We start from the raw sequence: 20,073 nt of genomic DNA, 5'->3' as shown, positions 1-20,073 counted from the left end.
CCTAACGCGGCGTTATCGTACAACAGCCGGACAGGGCATAAGGTCCGTCCTCGTGGTCAATCAGAACATCCAAATCAAGACCATAAGCGCGGTCCGACATGCCGTCATGGCATTCTTCGCGCCGGATGGTCAGCAAGGCCTCTCCGTGCCCGTCTTCGCCGCGGATCCAAAACCGGTCTGAACGTCCAATTACACTGGTGGTCATGGTGATGTGAAAGCGCGACGTGTCTTCATCCATATGCTGCAAAACCAGTTCATTCTCGCCGTCAGTGAACAGATCCCAAAACGGTTCTGTGCCGGAACAGTTCAGCGGCCAGGGCATATGCCCCCAGTCCTGACCCGGGTCGCGGGTCAGATAGCGCATGGAGACCCATCCCGCGCCTTCATCGATATTCACTTGCCCCCATTTGAAGTCATCAGAAAGGGCAACTACTTCGATACCCGCTTGATCAGGGGCAAGGCTGCCAATGATCCCGGCGCTGGCCTGGGGTGCTTCCCGAATGTTCAAAACGTCGTCGGAGGCCACATCAGTGACCGCATAAAGAGCGGGCAGAGGGTGGTGTTGTGCGGCGACTGTCGCGGGCAACAGGCACAGGAGTATTGCAATAAGAAACTTCATCCCCGTGCCCCCCAGCTGATGGAGGCGTGTTTGCGGGTATAGTTTTCGCCCAGCAGACCAATCACCAGCAAGACCAGCGACACGACAAGCGGATAGGTGGTGTTGGAATGATGCGGAAAATAATTCACGAACGTAAAGCCGCGTGCCTGATCAATGATATGGAACAGCGGGTTCCAGGTGAACATCACCAACATGTAGGCAGGCAGGCTGTTGGCCACAAACATCTTGCCCGACGCAAGCATGTTTGCACGGGTGTAAAGCGATGTCGCGATGCTCGAGAATTGCGGGAACCAGGGCTTGAGGGCCAGGAAGATCATTCCGACACAGACCCCGGAGAACCAGGCCAGGAACAGCATGCCCAAGGCGCCGGGCCAGTAGTAAAATTCGACATTGCCGGTCCAGAGTTCATAGACGCTCAGAACCACGGCCACGGACAGGAACTGGAGATACAGTGCCCCAAGCGCGGCGGATGAAATCGAAACAAATGTATTCATCGGCGCGTGTTGCATCATCGAAGAGGTCGGCCCCGCCGCCCCGGCAACCGCCCCCATGGATTTCACATGGGTCATGTAAAGGAAGATCCCCGACATGACATATAAAAGGAAATCCCCCTGGATGCGCGCCCCTTTTCCGAGGATCGTGAACATCAGGTAAAATATGGCAACCAGCATCATTGTCTGCATCATGTTGATAATCAGCCCGATCAGCGCGTTGGAATGCGACTGACGCACCGATCTCACGGTGGCCACGTAAATGACCTCTCCCATATTGATCGCGGCCTGAAGAGAAGACCGGTTCTGTTTGGTGGTCTGAAACATGAAATGACCTTTTTGCCTCGGTTGCTCGTGAATTTAACTGGGAATTCTTGCTGTTCCTTTACCTTGAAACCATAAGAGAGGGCGGAAATTATGGCAACAACGCCGATTTGGTGTGGCAATAAGGAGAAGCCCTTTGGATTTTGACCGTTTGGAACAGGTCATGCGTCGCCTGGCGCTGGAGGCCGGTGACGTGATCATGGAGATTTACAACTCCGATGATTTCGAGGTGAAGTCGAAATCCGATGACAGCCCGGTGACCGCTGCTGACGAAGCCGCCGATGCGCTGATCTCTGCCGGGCTGCGGGCAGCCTTTCCCGATGTGCTTCTTGTGACGGAAGAGCAGGCGGACAGCCACGGGCAACAGGCGGACGCGTTCCTGATTGTTGACCCGCTGGATGGCACCAAGGAGTTCATCCACCGCCGCGGTGATTTCACCGTGAACATCGCCTATGTGAAAGACGGCGCCCCGATCCGCGGTGTGGTCTATGCCCCCGCGCGCGACCGCATGTTCTTTACCCGTGCCGACGGGCAAAGCGTCGAAGAGATGGGGCCGTTCAACAAAGAAGCGCTGGGCGAGGTGAAAGAGATCAATGTCTCGACCCCGGACAACTCGGCCCTGATGGTGGTGGCGTCGAAATCGCATCGCGATCAGGCCACCGATGATTACATCAACAAATACGAGGTCAAAGACAGCAAATCGGCGGGGTCGTCACTGAAATTCTGTCTGGTGGCCACGGGCGAGGCCGATATCTATCCGCGTGTGGGCCGCACGATGGAATGGGACACGGCGGCGGGCCATGCGGTGCTGAACGGGGCCGGCGGCGCGGTGGTGCGCTTTGATGACCACTCCCCGCTCACTTATGGCAAGCCGATCTATGAAAACCCGTTTTTCATCGCCTACGCCAAAGGTGTGGAGCTGAAACCCGCATGAAAACCGTGATCGTCATCCCCGCCCGCTATGCGTCATCCCGCTTTCCGGGCAAGGCGCTGGCCCCACTTACCGGGGCCACGGGGGTGACGAAACCGCTGATCCAACGATCCTGGGAGGCGGCGCAGAAGGTGCAGGATGTGGATCGGGTGGTGGTGGCCACGGATGATCTGCGCATCAAAGAGGTGGCCGAAGGGTTTGGTGCCGAAGTGGTTGTTACGTCGCCGGATTGCCAGAACGGCACCGAACGCTGCGCCGAGGCGCTGGACAAGCTGGGCGAGGATTACGACATCGTGGTGAACTTGCAAGGCGACGCCCCGCTGACACCACCCTGGTTCATCGAGCATCTGATTGCGGGCCTTTCCGCACATCCAACAGCCGAGGTGGCCACACCGGTGTTGCGCTGTGATGGGCGCGCCTTGTCGGGATTTCTGGAAGATCGCCGCGCGGGCCGGGTCGGGGGGACAACAGCCGTGTTTGGGGCCGAAGGCAAAGCGCTTTATTTCTCAAAAGAGGTGATCCCCCATACGGACGGGGTGATCATTGCGCCAGATGCCCCATCCGATGTGTTTCATCATGTGGGGGTATATGCCTATCGCCCCTCGGCGTTGGCGGCCTATCCTCACTGGTCGATGGGTCCGCTGGAGCGTCTGGAAGGGTTGGAGCAGCTGCGATTTCTGGAGCGGGAACGCCCGGTGCTCTGCGTCGAGGTTGACGCCCGGGGGCGTCAGTTCTGGGAGCTCAACAACCCGGAAGATGTGCCGCGGATTGAAGCCATGATGGCGGAAATGGGGGAACCGTGAACTGTTCGGTTGCGGGGATCCACCCGTTTTCAATCCGGGTTCTGCCGAACTGCCACCAAATTGCCGCAGTATCGGCGTTTCCATTTGTGAAACAGCCGAATATAGAGAAAATGAGTGACATTTATGTGCAAAACGATAGCCTTAAACAAAAAACAATCTTGTGCGGTTACCGACAGATCCGGGCCTTAGGGCTGGCTGACTTGCATGGTTTTATATGGTAACAAGCACAGTGAAGGTGGGACAGAAATGAAACGTAAAGTAACCAAAGCCATTTTTCCGGTCGCAGGGCTGGGTACGCGGTTTTTGCCCGCAACCAAATCGATCCCGAAGGAAATCATGACCCTCGTGGACCGTCCGTTGATCCAATATGCAATTGACGAGGCGCGTGCCGCCGGGATCAAGGAGTTTATCTTTGTGACCTCGCGCGGCAAAGGCGCGCTTGAGGACTACTTTGACAACTCTCCTGTGCTGGAACAGGAGCTGCGGAAGAAGAACAAAGATGAGCTGCTTGAGGTGCTGAAAGACACCAATATGGACAGCGGCGCCATTGCTTATATCCGTCAGCACAAGGCGCTGGGCCTGGGTCACGCTGTGTGGTGTGCCCGTCGCCTGATTGCAAACGAACCCTTTGCGGTGATCCTGCCGGACGATGTGATCGCGGCAGAAAAGCCCTGCCTGCAACAGATGGTCGAAGCCTACGAAGAAACCGGCGGCTGCATGGTGGCCGCGATGGAAGTGCCTCCGGAAAAGGCCTCTGCCTACGGGGTGCTCGACGTAAAAGAAGACATGGGATCCATGGTGTCGACCCGCGGCATGGTGGAAAAACCCTCGATCGAGGATGCCCCGTCGAATCTCGCCGTCATTGGCCGCTATATCCTGACCCCGGATGTGCTGCGCAGCCTGAACAAGATCAAATCCGGTGCGGGTGGGGAAATCCAGTTGACCGACGCAATTGCAGAAGAGATCAATCAGGATCGCGAGGTTTATGGCTATCGGTTCCGTGGGCAGCGGTTTGATTGCGGATCCAAGGCGGGTTTCCTGCAGGCCACCGTTTCTTTTGGTCTTGCACGCGAAGAGCTGCGGGATGAGTTCTCGGACTATCTTTCTGATCTGATTGCCCAGCAAAAGGCGGCCGAGTGATCGCTTATGACAGGCGGCGCGTCAGGTCTTTGGGCATCTTATCGGATGCGCCTGAAACGCCGCCGCCTGATCTTTCGCGCGATTCGGTCGCGCCGCCAATTGACTTCGGTTGTGGATCGTACCGCAGAAATCCGTCCGGGACAGATCCTCGCCTTCACCACCCTTCGCAATGAATTGCCGCGACTGCCCCATTTCCTGGCCCATTATCGGGCATTGGGGGTTGGGCATTTCCTGATGGTCGTCAATGACAGCCGGGATGGCAGCGCCGCGTTTCTGGCGGACCAACCTGACGTATCGTTGTGGACCACGGATGCAAGCTATAAGGCTGCGCGTTTTGGTGTGGATTGGCTGACATGGTTGCAATTTCGGTACGGCCATGGCGCCTGGTGCCTGAGCGTGGATGCCGATGAGATCCTGATCTATCCGCATTGGGACCGCCGTGACCTAAAGGCCCTGACGCAGCGGTTGGAACAAACAGGTGCGACGGCGCTGGGCGCCTTGATGCTTGATCTCTACCCGAAAGGGCCGTTGGGGCAGGGGGTGTACCAGCCCGGACAAGACCCAACCGAGCTGCTGGGGTGGTTTGACGCGGCCCCTTACCAGGCCCGACGACAACTCCCGCTGCAGAACCTTTGGCTGCAAGGCGGCGCGCGCGAGCGGGTGTTTTTCCCTGACCACCCGCGCCGGGGGCCGACCCTGAACAAGCTGCCCCTGGTGAACTGGTCACGCCGTTTCGTCTATGCCAATTCCACCCACTCCGCCTTGCCGCCGCGTCTGAACCGGGAATGGGACGGTCCCGCATCCGTTTCGGGTGACACGCGGCTGTCGGGCGCGCTGCTGCACACCAAGTTCCTGCCGGGGGTGATAGAACGGTCTGGGGAAGAAAAACTGCGGCGCGAGCATTTTGGCCAGCCGGACCAGTTTGATGCCTATTATGACGGGGTGGCCGGGGCACCGGATTTGTGGACCACACACTCCACTCGATATGAAAACTGGCAACAGCTTGTGGCGCTGGGCCTGATTTCCGCAGGTGGTTGGGATTAAAGCGATTTAAAACAGTTTACCGTCAGAATTGTCACATGTATGGATGATTCTAAGGTATTGTTCATGAAATGAGACCAATACGAGGCAGGGTTTGCCCTTATCGGAGCGCAACTTGGCAAATGAGCAAGAGCCACCCGGTTAGGTTTGGTTGATCGGTTACGGGATAGACGGGAAACACTTTGGGCGTCTGGACATCATATCGCCTGAGATTACGGCGAAAACATCGCCAGGTCCGCGCGTTTCGCAAACGCCGCGAATTGAGCGAAGTGTCAAATCGGACCCGTGCCATTCGCCCCGATGATATTCTGGTCTTTTCCACCCTGCGCAATGAACGCATCCGCCTGCCCTATTTCCTGAAATATTATCGCGACCTTGGGGTCAGCCATTTTCTGATTGTCGACAACGGATCGGATGATGGCGGGCGCGAATATCTGGCGGGGCAGGATGACGTGTCGCTCTGGAGCACAAACGCAAGTTACAAGCGGTGGCATTTCGGGGTGGATTGGCTGAACTGGCTGCAGCGCAAATATGCCCACGGGCATTGGGCGCTGGTGGTCGACCCGGATGAGTTCCTGGTCTACCCGTTTTGCGACACGCGCCCGCTGCGCGCGCTGACGGATTGGCTCGATGCATCTGGCGTGCGGTCCTTTGGGGCAATGCTGCTGGACATGTATCCGAAAGGCCCGATTGATGCGCAGCCCTATCGCGAAGGGCAGAACCCGTTTGACATTGCCTGCTGGTTCGACAGCGGCAACTACATGATTAAGAAGAACAATTACTACGGCAACCTGTGGATTCAGGGCGGCCCTCGGACCCGGGCCTTTTTCCAGGATGATCCGAAGCGGGCGCCCGCGTTGAACAAGATACCTCTGGTCAAATGGGATAAGGGGTTCACCTATCTCAGCTCCACCCACACGATCCTGCCGCGGGGTCTGAACCTGGTTTATGATGAATGGGGGGGCGAAAAGGCGTCAGGTTGCCTGCTCCATGCCAAGTTCCTCGATACGTTCACCGCCAAGGCGGAGGAGGAGCTGAAACGCAACCAGCATTATGCCGGTGGCCATGAATACCGCGCCTATCATCAGCACCTGAAAGACAACCCGGACCTGTGGTGCAAATGGAGCGAGAAATACATCAACTGGCGCCAGCTTGAGATCCTCGGGATCATGTCAAAGGGGAATTGGGCATGAGCCTGGGTGTGGTCATGTTGGTGCATGATGCACTGGATCGGGCCGAGCAGCTGGTGCGCCACTGGTCTCAGCATGGCTGTCCGGTGGTTCTTCATGTGGACAAACGGGTCAAGCGTCGCCCCTATGCGGCCTTTGTGAATGCATTAAGCGATCTGGACAATGTGCGCTTTTGCGGTCGGCATAAATGCGAATGGGGCACCTGGTCACTGGTCGCCGCCAGCCAGACCGCATCCGAGCTGATGTTGAAAAGCTTCCCCGAGGTGCGCCATGTCTTTTTGGCATCTGGATCCTGCCTACCCCTGCGCCCGGTAAACGAGATGGTCCGCTATCTCGAGGCGCGCCCGCGCACCAATTTCATCGAAAGCGTCACCACCGAAGATGTGCCCTGGACTGTGGGCGGATTGGATCGGGAACGCTTTACGCTGCGCTTTCCGTTTTCATGGAAACGGCATCGGTGGATTTTCGATAAATATGTCCAGCTGCAACGCCGGATGAAATTCAAGCGCAAGATCCCGGATGGATTGGTGCCACATCTGGGCAGTCAATGGTGGTGTTTGACGCGACAAACCTTGTCGACGATCCTGACAGATCCTGACCGCGAGACCTATGATGCGTATTTCAAGAAGGTCTGGATCCCGGATGAAAGCTATTACCAGACCCTCGTGCGCCTGCATTCGACCGAGATCGAAAGCCGGTCCCTGACCCTGTCCAAGTTTGACTATCAGGGCAAACCGCATGTGTTCTATGACGATCACCTGCAGCTTTTGCGCCGGTCTGATTGCTTTGTCGCGCGCAAGATCTGGCCCTCGGCCGACAAGCTTTACGACAGTTTCCTGTCCGACGCCGCAGCCATCATGAGCGGGGCAGAGCCCAACCCCGGCAAGATCGACCGGATCTTTTCCAAGGCGGTCGAGCGGCGCACCAAGGGGCGGTCAGGCCTTTACATGCAAAGCCGCTTTCCCCGCATGGGGTTTGAAAACGGGTTGACCGGCAGTCCCTATGCGATTTTCGAAGGCTTCACCGAGGTGTTTGAAGATTTTGAACCCTGGTTGGAGCGCACCATCGGCGGGCGGGTGCACGGACATCTTTATGCCAAGGATCGGGTTGAATTCGCTGGCGGGCAACGGGATTTCAGCGGCGCGCTGACTGACAGCCCGACACTGCGTGACTATGATCCACGCGGCTTCCTGACCAACCTGATTTGGTCCACCCGTGGTGAACGTCAATCTTTCCAGTTTGGTCCAGCAGACAATCAGGCGATCAGCTGGGATGTGACCAAGGATCCGAACGCCTATATCAGCGTGATTTCTGGTGCTTGGGCGGTCCCTCTTTATCGCTCCACCCGCAATTTCACCGATATTCGGCGCGAAGCGGCGCGGTTGCAAAAGATCGAAAGCGACCATTTGGATATTCTGCGCTCCAGCTATTCGCGGGCAAGGGTGCGGATCTGGACCATGGCGGAAATTGTGCAAAACCCGATGGAGCCACTGCAGCTGATCCTGGATGAAATTGGCGGGCGCATGAATACGCGGCTGACCGAGGCACCAAAGCTTGTTCCCCTGGATGGATTTGGGCAGTTTTTGCAAAACCTCAAGAACCAGGGCATGCAGCCATACCTGATGGGGGATTACCCGTCGGGTGTCGATCCGGTGACCCCACCGCGCGATGCGCTCAAACCTTACTTGATAAAATGACCAGCCGGTCTGAACGGGCAGCCCTATGACACGACAGTTTGATTGCTTCATTATCTTCGCGGAAATGCGGACCGGGTCGAATTTTCTGGAAAGCAATCTGGATCAGTTTCCCGGGCTGAAATGCTATGGCGAGGCGTTTAACCCCTATTTCATGGTCTCTCCGAAGACCAAGGAATTGTTTGGCGTGACCACGCGCGCACGGGACAAGGATCCGATGCATCTGGTTGCGGCGATCAAGGAGGGGACAGAGGAACTCCCGGGGTTCCGGTTTTTCCATGACCACGATCCGCGGGTCTTCGAGGCGCTGATCGACGACCCGTGCTGTGCCAAGGTGGTGCTGACCCGTAACCATCTTGAAAGCTATGTGTCGCGCAAGATTGCCTGGGAAACCGACCAGTGGCAGCTGAATGACGTGCATGACGTGATCAAGAAACAGGCCACGTTTCACGGGTGGGAATTTGAACGCCTGTTTTATCGGATGAAGGCGTTCCAGCTTGAGATTAAGGCACGTCTGCAGCGCAGCGGGCAGACCGCCTTTTACATCGATTACGAAGACGCCCAGGATCTGGATGTGATCAACGGCTTGGCACGATTTTTGGGCGAAAGTCACGAAATTACTGAATTTGCAGGAAAATTCAAAAAGCAGAACCCGGAAACACTGGAAGAGAAAGTGGTTAACTTTGCGGATCTCAAAGACACGGTTGCGCGGATTGACAGCTTTGACCTGCACCGCATTCCCAGTTTTGAAACCTCGCGCCCGGCGGCGGTGACCACCTACGTGATGTCGGATGCCGGTCTGGTATTCATGCCAGTCAAGGGCGGGCCATCACATGGGGTCGAGGCGTGGCTTGCACAATACGGCGAGGTCACGCGGGACTTCACCCAAAAGGAGCTGCGCAAGTGGAAGCGTCAGCACAAGGGTCATCGTAGCTTCACGGTGTTGCGCCACCCGGTTGCCAGGTTGCACGCGGTGTTTTGCAACTATCTGGTCAATCACGGGCCGGACACCTATTGGGACATCAAACATGCGCTGCGCGAGAGCTATGACGTGGCCCTGCCCGAAGGCGAACCCGGCGCGGATTGGACGCTCGCGGCCCATAAGGCGGCGTTCAATCAGTTCATTGATTTTGTCGACAGCAACCTGAAAGGTCAGACCGGGATCCGGGTGGATGCGGGTTGGGCGTCGCAAAGTGCCGTTTTGCAGGGATTTGCCAGCTTTGCCCTGCCCGATCATGTGCTGCGCGAAGATCAGCTGTGGGAAGGGCTTTTGGGGATCACTGGGGAACTGGGGCTTGAGATTGGGGGTGGCCCCGAAGACGCGCCGGAGGACACGCCCTATCCGTTGGCAAAAGTCTATGACACCGGGATCGAGCAGAAGATCCGCAAGCTTTATCAGCGTGATTACATGATGTTTGGTTTCCGCCCCTGGAACCGCTGAGTCGGCGCCGCTTGACCAAAGAAAACCCGCGGCGTGGCGGGCTTGCTCTGATGGGTTGTAAGGCCCTGCTTGCTTGACGTCGCGTCTTGACGCGATTTGCCTGTACCCTGACGGAGGGTAAACCGTATCGCTTTAGGCGGCTTTGTTCGACAGGTTGTCGGTCAAAAGCGCGTGCAGCGTCGCCGAATCACCATTGGCGCGCAGTTTGGAGCAGATGGTTTGATCCCGCAGTGTTCGCGACACCAAAGCCAGGGCCTTGAGGTGTTCAACTCCGCTGTCTTCCGGTGCAAACAGGGCAAAGATCAGGTCCACCGGCTGTTTGTCCACAGCGTCAAAATCAAACGGTTTTTCGACACGAATGAAGCAGCCAACCACGCTGTCCAGACCGTGCAGCCGTGCATGCGGCAAGGCCACGCCGCGGCCAACGCCGGTCGGGCCCAGGGCTTCGCGTTCCTGTAGGGCGGAAAAGGCGGCGGACCCATCGATGTGATAGTTCACCGCTGCAATATCGCCAAGCTCTTGAAACAAGCGCTTTTTAGACGACAAGTTTGCCAGGACCTTGACGGCCGAGGGTTGAAGAATGCTCGAAAGCTCCATCAATAATACTCCCCGCCCGTCAAGTTTGCGGGCGGTTTAGGCGTCGTTTTTCGGGTCGACCCAGCCGATATTGCCGTCATCACGGCGATAGACCACGTTTACCCCTTCGGTTTTCTCGTTGCGGAACACCAGAACCGGCGCGTGGGCCAACTCCATCTGCATGACAGCTTCGCCAACCGAGAGCGACGGGATGCGCGTCTCCATTTCGGCGATGATCATGGGCTCGAGTTGAGCGTTGTCGGCTTCTTCCGGACCTTCCTCTGCCGCTAGGATATAAGAGGCCCCACCGAAAACTTCAACCGGGTCTACACGATCCCGATGGTGGTCTTTCAACCGGCGCTTGTAGCGGCGCAGTTGCTTCTCCATCTTCTCGGTGCATTGATCGAAGGCTGAATAGATTTCGGTGGCATGCGCCTTGGCCTGAGCGGTCAGGCCGGTCGACAGGTGGACCACGGTTTCACACACATATTCATGGGCGCTTTTGGAAAAAACCACCTGGGCGTCGGTCGGACGTTCAGCGTATTTCTGAACCACACTGCCAAGTTCATCTTTCACATGAACCTGAAGGGCGTCACCGATATCGATCTGTTTGCCACTGATTTGGTATTGCATCCTACCTCCTATGGTATTTGCAGGTTACAACGAACCCGGACCCCAAACGGGGCGGGCAGATATTCGTAAATTTTGCAGAAAAAGGGGCGCCGTTTTGCGGTGCCAATCTGGGTGCTTGCCTCGTTTTCAAGGCGGCACGACGAAGAGTCGCGTGGTCTTTCATCCCCTCCATTCGATGACACATCGCCGGGGGTGTCAAGCAGATCGCATGGATTTTGTCGGGAATATCGTCAGGGTGCTGATCAATAGTCCGATCAATTGATCGAAAAATTCTGTCCCAGGTAAACGCGTTTTACGTTTTCGTCCTGAACCACCTCATCGGTGGTGCCGCTCATCAACATGTGGCCATCATGCAGGATATAGGCGCGGTCGACGATCTCCAGCGTTTCACGCACATTGTGGTCGGTGATCAGCACGCCAATGCCACGATCCTTGAGGTCATGCACCAGGGTTCGGATTTCGCCCACGGCGATCGGATCAACACCGGCAAAGGGTTCGTCGAGCAGCAGGTATTTCGGATCTGCCGCTAGAAGACGGGCAATTTCCACCCGCCGCCGTTCCCCGCCTGACAGGGCCAGGGCGGGGGCCTGACGCAGATGCGAAATGGAAAACTCATTGAGCAGTTCTTCCAAACGTTCGCGCCGCTTGTGCCGCCCCTCGGTCGAGATTTCGAGGATCGACATGATGTTGTCTTCGACATTCATGCCACGAAAGATCGACATCTCTTGCGGCAGATAGCCGATGCCATATTTCGCGCGGCGATACATTGGCAACAGGGTCACATCACGCCCGTCAATCAGAACCTGACCGGCTTCGGGTGTGACCAGCCCGGCAATGGAATAAAATGTGGTGGTCTTGCCGCAGCCGTTAGGACCCAAAAGCGCCACAACCTCGCCGCGGTCCAGTTCCAGCGTCACGTCGCGGATCACGGTTTTCTTGCGATAGCTTTTGCGCAGCCCGATGACACGCAGCCCGGTGGCGCTGCCCGCGCCGTCATTATTCACCGCAAGTTCGGGCATCAGTTGCCCCCGGTCTGAATGATGGATTTCACGCGGCCTTCCATCGTGCCGGTGCCCGCGATCAGGTTTACAATCAACTTGTCCGAGGACAGAGCGTTTTGGCCCTGGGTCAAAATCACATCACCGGTCATGACCACCAGCCCACTGTCGATCGTATAGGTTGCTTCGCGCGCTTCGGCCGCTTCCGCGCCGTTCACCAGCGTGACACCCCCCGTGGCATGCAGTTTGGAAATCTCGCCGGTGGTGTTTGTGCCCGTCGCGTATTCCACGCGGACCTTCGCGGCTGACAGGCGCATGGCCCCCTGGCCGATCTTAACATTGCCGTCAAAGATTGCGGTTCCGTCGGCCTGATCAACTGTCAGCGCATCGGCCGAGATTTCCACAGGAAGCGTATTGTCGTGTTTTAATCCTCCAAACGCGACTTGCGCCTGGGCATGGGCCATATTGGCCGTGGCAAATGACGCCACAACCAAGGCAAGTTTGAGCAACTTCAACACTATTCCCCTCCCTTTTGCGGGGGATCATATACCAGTTTCACCCCGTCTTTAAACACCAGAAGATAGGTGCCGGTGTTTGCGGGTTGCTGCGTGATCGTGGCCTGGCCTGCCGACAGGTTGCCCAATGGGCCTTCCGCCGTGACCGCGCCGCTGGATCGAATATGGGTGGCATCCATCGCGGTGGCAAGCCCGGGGGTGCGAATGGTGTAGTTGGTCGACGTGATCAGGGTCACATCACCCGTAAGGTCAATCATGTTTGCCGCCCCGTCGATCATCGCGTCCGAGGCTTGGATATCGACGGTTGCCCCATCCGGGGTTTCGATCCGGGCCTCCATGCCCCTCGCAGAGTAGCGGTTCTTGCCCTCTTCCGGTCGGGCGCTGTCTGCCGAAAAGGTGATTGCGGCGCCGTCTTTGGTGACCGAAGAAAAGGTGGGCCCGGTGATTTTCTGCTCTCGCATCACCGCATCCAGATCGACCCGCGCATAAGTCAGCGATTTTGTCGGGTCGATGGATTTTGAAATCAGAAACATGGTGGACAACAGGCCAAGCGCAATCAGCGGCAGAAGAACTTTCAGCCAGGCGACCATGCGGGAATAGCTGTTGTTGTAGGAGGGCATCACGGGTCCTTTCCCCTCCTATCTAGCGATTTCGGGCCTGATGCCAAGGGCATAGCGCGCAATCGGCACAGCTTTGCCGGGTGCGGTCTGTCTGCATTTGAAGGGTCAGTTTGAAACGTGGATCAAAACAGCCAGGCAATCAGTTTGAAAATACCGATCCAGACAGGCACCGCCAAAAGAACGGCCGGAAGCAGCCACCAACCGGGTTTAAACCTGGCTTGCCCGTCGCGACGGAAGATTTCTTTATCTCGAAACGAATGTGACAAATATTGAGCTTGTGTATGTGCCATAGGGTGACCTGATCGGCTGTGTTAACCATATTCTCCCAAGGCTAGACCTCAAGAGTTAACAAACCCCCAACAGGGTTGCCGGCTGCCCTGAAAATGCGGCACCAACAGGGCGCCGCATTCAAGCTTCGTTGTCAATGGGCAAAAATATCCTGTTCCGGCCAACCAGCCAGATCCAGTTGTGCGCGCATTGGCAGGAAGTCGAAACAGGCCTGCGCCATTTCAGTGCGCCCCTCTCGCGCCAGGCGGGCATCCAGCTCTTCTTTCAGGCGATGCAGATAAAGCACATCCGAGGCCGCATAGTCCAACTGCGCCGTGGTCAGCTCTTCTGCGCCCCAGTCGCTCATCTGTTGTTGTTTGGAAATATCCACTTTCAACAGCTGATCCAGCAGGTTCTTCAACCCATGGCGATCCGTATAGGTGCGGATCAGTTTCGAGGCGATTTTGGTGCAATAAACAGGGGCGGTGACCACGCCAAAGGCGTTCAGCATCGCCGCGATGTCAAAGCGCCCGAAGTGAAAGATCTTCAGCACATTCGGGTCGGTCAACATGCGTTCCAGATTGGGGGCAGAGGTTTGCCCTTTTTCAACCTGCACAAGGTGGGCGTTGCCATCCCCGCCCGACATCTGCACCACACACAGGCGGTCACGGTGCGGGTTCAGGCCCATGGTTTCACAGTCGATGGCCACAACCGGGCCAAGGTCCAGCCCGTCGGGCAGATCACGTTTGTAAAGATGGTTGGTCATTGTTGCCTCACGAAGTTCTGCCCTTTACTAGCGGGTTTTCACCCGTATCCGAAAGGGGAAAGCTGGCAGAGCTGTTGGACGCCATGGAACGGAAACAGAGTTTCCCTGGAACAGAGACAATTCGGCGGGAAACCAACTTTTCTTTCCGTTCTCGGCCATGCTAGTAAAGGTTGAATTTTAAAGACTCAATTTGAGCAGGAATTGGAGGACGGGTCCATGATGTTTGGTGCTTTCTTGGCAATCGGCCTTGCGGGGTGGGGGCTGGTTGAATTGTTTGACGGGTCTGATGAAGCTGATGAAAAGGAAGGTCAGGTCCTGACAGGCACCGACCAAGCCGACCGGCTTGAAGGCGATTCTGGCGACGACACCATCTCGGGTAAAGGCGGCAGTGATACGCTGATCGGGGGAGAAGGTGATGACAGCATCGAAGGTGGTGATCGTCAGGACATCCTTTTTGGTGGAGAGGGTGATGACACACTCTCTGGAGGGCGCGGTGCCGATATTCTTGCTGGGAATGAGGGGAACGACACGCTTGAAGGTGGCAACTGGGACGACATGCTGTTCGGTGGTGCCGGAGAAGACCTTTTGGAAGGTGGGAGTGGCGATGACGTTCTGGTTGGCGGTTTTCTTGATCAAGAGCCAGACGGTGATGCAACGGATATGACGCCGGAACTTTGGGATGCCCTGAAATCGGATTTGACCAGCGGGACGCTGGATTTGTCATCTGCTTTGGGCGGCAGTGCCGACACCGTGGCCGAGTCCATCAACGTGAAAGGTGCCGAAGTGCCCTCCGGGACAGATGGGGCAGATACGCTGATTGGTGGTGAAGGAAACGACACGATTGCATTGAAAAGCGGAGATATCGCCTGGGGTGACGGAGACGGCGTTAAAAGTGGTCAAGATACATTTGTATTGGACGCCCGGTTTGCCGGGGATCAGGCAGTCATCCAGGATTTCGTTAAAGGTGAAGATCAGATTATTGTTGAATATGATAAAAATGGATCCGCTCCAACTTTAACGGTGGAAAAAGAGGGGGCGGGTTACAAGGTTCTGGTGGATGGGCAGGCTGTCGCAATGCTGAACAATCCGCAAGGTGGCGAAGTGAAAGCGGAAGATGTCACTCTGGTTGGGGCAAAATTTGTCTGACCCTGTTGCCCATCAATTCTTGTGCCAATAAGATCTGGATGGGCAGAAAGAGAACACTCACCGCAATCGGCGCGCGTTTCATTGTCCGGAGTTATGGAGTTGTCGCGCTGTTAGGTCACTTCCCATAATAAAGCCCCACAACGTGCCGCGCCTCTGCAAAGAACAGCCAGCGACCGATCACAATGCCAACGAGATGCAGCACCAGCGACGCAGCGCTGACCAGATGCCCAGCCGGCAGGGCAATCAACATCACTGCGGGCAGCGCGCCGATCAGCACCAAAGCCATCATGCGCAGCTTCTCGGCATGTTTGCGACCCACACGGTGGACCATTTCATCCATCACGTAATTGCGGGCGGTGTGCGCGCTTTCATACATGCGCACGGTGCCAATCTCGCCCAGCCCGGTGGCCGTTTCCATCGTGTCTGCATTTTCGGCTTCACACGCATCTCCACGTGTCCACATCATGTACATGACCCCGGTCAGGACCAGCAAAAGCAGCCCCGCCAACATGGACGACCCCGACAGCAACGCGCCCCCGGCAATCGCGTGCAGCAAGAACATCGCAGGCACCCACGGCTGATGCCAGCGCGGAATGGTGCGCAGCTGCGCGTAGATCATCGAGGTGGTGAACACGGTGATCATGGCCAAAACAGAGCCTACTCCACCCATAACCGGCATCTGAGCCCCCAACAAAATCTTGCCCAATGCAACCGGTGCGAAGATCAAAAGCGTAGCAACCGCGGCAATCCCTTCGCGCGACAACCAGGATGTGCGCCACTGGCTGAAGGCGTAAATCGCGTTCTTCCTGTTGCCCAGATGGAAGGTCGAGGCGATCAGCCCGCCCACCGCCATCGCATAAGCCAACACAAAAAAGGCCAGCGCCGTGGTGCCGCGCACAGACGGGATATCCAGCCCGAGAAATGCCAACAGACCGAAGCCAAGACCCGACAGGGTGGTGAAGATTATGACACTTGGTGCGGGATGCATCAGATACGCTCCAAAGCTTTGTCGAGCCAGCCAAGAAACCCCTTGGGTTCTTCTTCGGTCACCGGGGTAAGGGCAGGGGTGTCCAGCCGGTCTTTCAGACGGGGCGGCAGGTATTTATTCACCGGTTTGGTGCCCTGATCCGGCATCAGATCGAACCCACCGCGATCCGCCACCAATTTCGAGACATCGGAATTCGGATCGCCAAGGTCACCGAAATGCCGGGCACCGGCCGGGCAGGTGCGCACGCAGGCCGGTACGCGGTCTTCTTCCGGCAGGTTCTCGTTGTAAATCCGGTCGACACACAGCGTGCATTTCTTCATGATCCCGGCGTCCTGGTCCAGTTCGCGCGCGCCATAGGCGCAGGCCCAGGCACACAGCCCGCAACCGATACACCGATCCTCGTTGACCAGCACAATCCCGTCCTCGGCGCGTTTGTAACTCGCGCCCGTGGGGCAGACGGTGACACAGGGTGCATCTTCACAGTGCAGGCAGCTTTTGGGGAAATGAACGGTTTGTGCCGCGCCTTCTTCTGGCTGCACCTCATAGCTGAACACCCGGTTCAGGAAGGTACCCGACGGATCCGCGCCGTAAGGATCGATGTCGGACAATGGCGCGCCGTAGTTCTGCGTGTTCCACCCCTTGCAGGCGGTCACGCACCCATGGCAGCCAACACATGTATCAAGGTCGATGACCAGACCCAGCTTCTTCTGTGTGGTTTCCGGCAAGCAGGTCATATTTTCCTCGCTACTTTCGCGGGGCCTTTGCCCACAGGGGAGGTGATCGGAGCGTGCGCGGGCTGCGATTGCGCAGGTTCAGGGTCTGCTTTGCGAATTTTCACCCGCAGATCAAACCACGCCGCCTGCCCGGTGATCGGGTCTGAGTTGGCCCACCTCATCCCGTCGCCTTTGGGCGGTTGAAGCTCGTGAATGAGGTGATTGAGCAGGAACCCTTCGGTCGCTTCCGGGGCATCCTCATCCAGCGCCCAGGCCCCTTTGCGCTTGCCGATCGCGTTCCAGGTCCAGACGGTGTTTTCGTTCAGCGCTGCGTGATGGGCCACAGGCACGGTGATTGAGCCGTGAACCGATGAGACCTCGGCATAGTCCCCGTCGGCGAACCCGTTTGCCTCCCAGATTTTAGTGGGCAAATAGAGAAAGTTTTTGCCGGTGATCTGCCGCAGCCACGCATTTTGCGTGCCCCAGGAATGATACATATGCATCGGGCGTTGGGTCAGGGCGTGGATTGGGTATTCGTCCACGTCCACATTGCTGTCTTCAAACGGTTCATACCAGATCGGCAGCGGATCCATGGTCTGGCGCACCCTCTCTCGCAGATGATCCGGCGGCTGGATCTCCCCATGCCCTTCGGCCGCCAGCTGAAACTTGCGCATCGGCTCCACGTAAAGGTTAAAGACATAAGGCGCTTCCGCGTCGAAAATCCCGCGTGCCACAGCCCATTCCTGATAGGCTTTGTTCCAGGGTTTGTAGAAGCTGGCCTCCTCCGGCACATGTGACACCCAGAACCCGCCATTTTCGATATATTTGTCGATTTGGGCGGGATTAGGCTCTCCTCGTCCCTCTCCTTCACCATCTTTCCCGCGGAACCCGGCCAGCGGGCCGATGCCGGGCCGGCGTTCATGGTTCACGATGTAATCGGCGTAATCGTCGAATTTCGCGCTACCGTCCTCGTTCACAAATCCGGGCAGACCAAGCTTTGCGCCTAGCTGGATCAACGCGGTCTGAAACCCGCGCACATCACGATCCGGTTCCACCACCGGCCAACGGATCGCATCGGCGGCCCCATCGGCCTCGCAGATCGGACGATCCAAGAGCGAAATACAGTCATGCCGTTCCAGATAGGTCGTGTCGGGCAGGATCAGATCCGCATAGGCAACCATTTCGGACGAATATGCATCGGAATAAATGATGCGTGGGATCACATAGTCGCCATTTTCGTCCTTATCGGTGAGCATCCGCATCACCTCGGTCGTGTTCATGGTCGAGTTCCACGCCATGTTCGCCATATACATGAACAGCGTATCGATCTTGTAGGGATCCCCCGCATGGGCGTTTGAAATCACCATATGCATCAGCCCATGGGCGGACAGCGGGTTTTCCCAGGTAAACGCCTTGTCGATGCGCTTGGCGGTGCCGTCATCATCCAGCAGCAGATGCTCTGGCCCCAGCGGATAGCCCAGATGCGGCCCATCAAGCGGCTGACCGGGGGTCACGCCGGCATGGGGTTTCGGATGGGCCTCGGGTGGCTTTGGATAGGGCGGCTTGAAGCGGAACCCACCAGGCACCTCAACCGATCCCAACAGGATCTGCAGCATATGCAGTGCGCGACAGGTCTGGAACCCGTTGGAATGGGCCGAGATCCCGCGCATCGCGTGGAAGGCCACCGGGCGACCGATCATCTTGTCATGTTTCTGCCCTTTCCAATCGGTCCAGGGCTGGTCCAGCACAATCTCTTCTTCAAAGGCCACGCGGGCAAGTTCTGCTGCAATAGACTTGATTTTCTGGGTAGGTATGCCCGTGCGACCCGCCACGTTTTCGGGTGCGTAGTCCTCACTCAGATAACGCTCGGCCAAAAGCTGGAACACGGTGCGATGGGTGACGTCGCCCTCCATCATCTGCCCGGCCAGGTTCGGCGTGACACCTGGGCAATCATAATCCATCAGCTTGCCACTGTCGCGATCAATCACCTGCGGCTTGCCGCTGGCCCCACGGATAAACAGACCCTTTTCCGCTGAATTAGGGTCTTCATCCACCACAAACCCCGCATTGGTGTAACGTGCCAAATAGGCCAGATCGACCTTGCCTGCACGCAGCAGCTCGTGCATCAGGGCCATGATGAACAGCCCATCGGTGCCGGGGGTGATGCCGACCCATTCGTCCGCAATCGCGTTATACCCCGACCGGATCGGGTTCACGCCAATCACCTTCGCGCCCCGCTCTTTCAGCTTGCCCAAGCCAATTTTGATCGGGTTGCTGTCGTGATCTTCCGCCACGCCAAACAACATGAACAGCTTGGTGCGGTCCCAATCGGGTTGGCCGAACTCCCAAAACGCACCGCCCATGGTGTAAATCCCGGCGGCGGCCATGTTGACCGAACAGAACCCGCCATGAGCGGCATAGTTCGGCGTCCCGAACCCCTGCGCAAACCAGCTGGTGAAACTCTGCGATTGATCCCGCCCGGTGAAAAACGCCAGTTTTGACGGGTCTTTTTCGCGGATTGGGGCCAACCAGCCCGCCGCGATGTCCAACGCCTCATCCCAGCTAATCTCTTCAAACTCACCTGATCCACGTTCCCCAACCCGCTTCAATGGGGCGCGCAGCCGCGAGGGCGCGTAATGCTGCATAATGCCAGACGAGCCCTTGCCGCACAGGACCCCTTTGTTCACCGGATGATCGCGGTTGCCTTCGATATAGGCGACCTGACCGTCTTTCATATGAACATTGATGCCACAGCGGCAAGCGCACATGTAACAGGTGGTTTTGCGTACCTCGTCGGACACGGGCGGCGAGGTATCAATCTGTATCTCTTCAGGTTTTGGCATCTTGTCCTGTCACTGGCTTTCGGCTTGAGGGTCAGGCGTGGCGGCGAAGCTATTGCACCTGTGAAATTATTCGATCTGTCGGTCTTGAACCCAACCAGCCTGTGCGCGGGGGGTGTAGGGCCAGATAAGATCGGCAATAAGTCCAGTTTTCTGGTGCACCTTGCCCACATTCTGTTCTTCGCGAATTTCCATCAAAACAAACCACGTTCCTTTTTACCCATCATGGGGAAGATGATCCTGTTTGAAAGGGATTAATTGGAAGTTTGTCTTATCACGGGGGCATTTCCTCGCTTTTACTGGAACAGTTTCCATATTTCGGGTCAAACAACCACAC

At 57.1% G+C, this 20,073-nt stretch carries 21 protein-coding genes; 9 read left to right on the top strand and 12 right to left on the bottom strand.

Annotated features, from left to right (window positions below; translation table 11 throughout):
* Position 1: 1 nt before the first annotated feature.
* Positions 2 to 619 carry a peptide-binding protein gene (locus tag ACP15V_RS09845; RefSeq protein ID WP_424943512.1) on the bottom strand — a complete coding sequence of 206 codons (618 nt, stop codon included), beginning with the start codon at positions 617 to 619 and terminating at the stop codon, positions 2 to 4.
* Complete coding sequence (locus ACP15V_RS09840; RefSeq protein WP_424943511.1) at positions 616 to 1,437, bottom strand: ABC transporter permease; 822 nt, start codon at positions 1,435 to 1,437, stop codon at positions 616 to 618. Before ACP15V_RS09840 ends, ACP15V_RS09845 begins: the two co-directional genes overlap by 4 nt.
* Positions 1,438 to 1,570: 133 nt before the next feature.
* On the opposite strand from ACP15V_RS09840, the gene cysQ reads away from it, so the two are divergent.
* The 7 genes from cysQ to ACP15V_RS09805 all read left to right on the top strand — a co-directional run bounded on the left by cysQ (position 1,571) and on the right by ACP15V_RS09805 (position 9,674).
* Positions 1,571 to 2,368: a 3'(2'),5'-bisphosphate nucleotidase CysQ gene (gene cysQ / locus ACP15V_RS09835; protein WP_424943510.1), complete on the top strand. Its 798-nt coding sequence runs from the start codon at positions 1,571 to 1,573 to the stop codon at positions 2,366 to 2,368.
* Positions 2,365 to 3,168, top strand: coding sequence for a 3-deoxy-manno-octulosonate cytidylyltransferase (locus ACP15V_RS09830; RefSeq protein ID WP_424943509.1), 804 nt, complete (start codon positions 2,365 to 2,367; stop codon positions 3,166 to 3,168). The genes cysQ and ACP15V_RS09830 overlap by 4 nt, the downstream gene beginning before the upstream one ends.
* Before the next feature lie 246 nt (positions 3,169 to 3,414).
* Positions 3,415 to 4,308 (top strand): UTP--glucose-1-phosphate uridylyltransferase GalU, encoded by an 894-nt coding sequence (galU, locus tag ACP15V_RS09825; protein ID WP_424943508.1) that lies wholly within the window; start codon positions 3,415 to 3,417, stop codon positions 4,306 to 4,308.
* Between the two features lie 45 nt (positions 4,309 to 4,353).
* Entirely contained in the window at positions 4,354 to 5,352 is a 999-nt protein-coding gene (locus tag ACP15V_RS09820) for a glycosyltransferase family 2 protein (protein ID WP_424943507.1), read from the top strand.
* A gap of 203 nt (positions 5,353 to 5,555) precedes the next feature.
* The gene (locus ACP15V_RS09815) at positions 5,556 to 6,542 is read left to right on the top strand and encodes a glycosyltransferase family 2 protein (protein WP_424943847.1); all 987 of its coding nucleotides are present in this window, start codon (positions 5,556 to 5,558) and stop codon (positions 6,540 to 6,542) included.
* Positions 6,539 to 8,236, top strand: coding sequence for a beta-1,6-N-acetylglucosaminyltransferase (locus ACP15V_RS09810; RefSeq protein WP_424943506.1), 1,698 nt, complete (start codon positions 6,539 to 6,541; stop codon positions 8,234 to 8,236). The genes ACP15V_RS09815 and ACP15V_RS09810 overlap by 4 nt, the downstream gene beginning before the upstream one ends.
* A gap of 25 nt (positions 8,237 to 8,261) precedes the next feature.
* Complete coding sequence (locus ACP15V_RS09805) at positions 8,262 to 9,674, top strand: nodulation protein NodH (RefSeq protein WP_424943505.1); 1,413 nt, start codon at positions 8,262 to 8,264, stop codon at positions 9,672 to 9,674.
* A 132-nt stretch (positions 9,675 to 9,806) separates the two neighbouring features.
* Here ACP15V_RS09805 and ACP15V_RS09800 read toward each other — a convergent pair whose 3' ends face one another.
* The 7 genes from ACP15V_RS09800 to ACP15V_RS09770 all read right to left on the bottom strand — a co-directional run bounded on the left by ACP15V_RS09800 (position 9,807) and on the right by ACP15V_RS09770 (position 14,049).
* A complete protein-coding gene (locus ACP15V_RS09800; protein WP_424943504.1) occupies positions 9,807 to 10,271 on the bottom strand; it encodes a PTS sugar transporter subunit IIA in 465 nt (154 codons plus the stop codon).
* A gap of 36 nt (positions 10,272 to 10,307) precedes the next feature.
* Positions 10,308 to 10,883 carry a ribosome hibernation-promoting factor, HPF/YfiA family gene (hpf, locus tag ACP15V_RS09795; protein ID WP_424943503.1) on the bottom strand — a complete coding sequence of 192 codons (576 nt, stop codon included), beginning with the start codon at positions 10,881 to 10,883 and terminating at the stop codon, positions 10,308 to 10,310.
* Positions 10,884 to 11,137: 254 nt separating this feature from the next.
* Positions 11,138 to 11,902, bottom strand: a complete 765-nt coding sequence (gene lptB / locus ACP15V_RS09790; RefSeq protein ID WP_424943502.1) for an LPS export ABC transporter ATP-binding protein — start codon at positions 11,900 to 11,902, stop codon at positions 11,138 to 11,140.
* Positions 11,902 to 12,345: an LptA/OstA family protein gene (locus ACP15V_RS09785; protein WP_424943846.1), complete on the bottom strand. Its 444-nt coding sequence runs from the start codon at positions 12,343 to 12,345 to the stop codon at positions 11,902 to 11,904. Before ACP15V_RS09785 ends, lptB begins: the two co-directional genes overlap by 1 nt.
* A gap of 53 nt (positions 12,346 to 12,398) precedes the next feature.
* Positions 12,399 to 13,016 (bottom strand): hypothetical protein, encoded by a 618-nt coding sequence (locus ACP15V_RS09780; RefSeq protein ID WP_424943501.1) that lies wholly within the window; start codon positions 13,014 to 13,016, stop codon positions 12,399 to 12,401.
* 122 nt (positions 13,017 to 13,138) lie between these two features.
* Complete coding sequence (locus tag ACP15V_RS09775; RefSeq protein WP_424943500.1) at positions 13,139 to 13,306, bottom strand: hypothetical protein; 168 nt, start codon at positions 13,304 to 13,306, stop codon at positions 13,139 to 13,141.
* A gap of 131 nt (positions 13,307 to 13,437) precedes the next feature.
* Entirely contained in the window at positions 13,438 to 14,049 is a 612-nt protein-coding gene (locus ACP15V_RS09770; RefSeq protein ID WP_424943499.1) for a ribonuclease D, read from the bottom strand.
* A 216-nt stretch (positions 14,050 to 14,265) separates the two neighbouring features.
* Here ACP15V_RS09770 and ACP15V_RS09765 point away from each other — a divergent pair, with 216 nt between their 5' ends.
* Complete coding sequence (locus tag ACP15V_RS09765) at positions 14,266 to 15,195, top strand: calcium-binding protein (RefSeq protein WP_424943498.1); 930 nt, start codon at positions 14,266 to 14,268, stop codon at positions 15,193 to 15,195.
* A gap of 115 nt (positions 15,196 to 15,310) precedes the next feature.
* On the opposite strand, the gene ACP15V_RS09760 is transcribed toward ACP15V_RS09765, so the two are convergent.
* The 3 genes from ACP15V_RS09760 to ACP15V_RS09750 are packed head-to-tail and all read right to left on the bottom strand — an operon-like array spanning position 15,311 to position 19,664.
* Positions 15,311 to 16,183 carry a dimethyl sulfoxide reductase anchor subunit family protein gene (locus tag ACP15V_RS09760; RefSeq protein ID WP_424943497.1) on the bottom strand — a complete coding sequence of 291 codons (873 nt, stop codon included), beginning with the start codon at positions 16,181 to 16,183 and terminating at the stop codon, positions 15,311 to 15,313.
* Positions 16,183 to 16,917 carry a 4Fe-4S dicluster domain-containing protein gene (locus ACP15V_RS09755; protein WP_424943496.1) on the bottom strand — a complete coding sequence of 245 codons (735 nt, stop codon included), beginning with the start codon at positions 16,915 to 16,917 and terminating at the stop codon, positions 16,183 to 16,185. Before ACP15V_RS09755 ends, ACP15V_RS09760 begins: the two co-directional genes overlap by 1 nt.
* On the bottom strand, positions 16,914 to 19,664 hold the full coding sequence (locus tag ACP15V_RS09750; protein ID WP_424943845.1) for a molybdopterin oxidoreductase family protein: 2,751 nt from the start codon (positions 19,662 to 19,664) through the stop codon (positions 16,914 to 16,916). The genes ACP15V_RS09755 and ACP15V_RS09750 overlap by 4 nt, the downstream gene beginning before the upstream one ends.
* On the opposite strand from ACP15V_RS09750, the gene ACP15V_RS09745 reads away from it, so the two are divergent.
* A complete protein-coding gene (locus ACP15V_RS09745) occupies positions 19,587 to 19,994 on the top strand; it encodes a hypothetical protein (RefSeq protein ID WP_424943868.1) in 408 nt (135 codons plus the stop codon). The genes ACP15V_RS09750 and ACP15V_RS09745 overlap by 78 nt on opposite strands.
* Positions 19,995 to 20,073: the final 79 nt, after the last annotated feature.

The sequence above is a fragment of the Aliiroseovarius crassostreae genome (assembly GCF_049803815.1).
Classification (GTDB): Bacteria; Pseudomonadota; Alphaproteobacteria; order Rhodobacterales; family Rhodobacteraceae; genus Aliiroseovarius; species Aliiroseovarius crassostreae_A.
The sequence above is the reverse complement of the archived record's forward strand: the minus strand, read 5'-3'. Positions and strand labels throughout refer to the sequence as shown.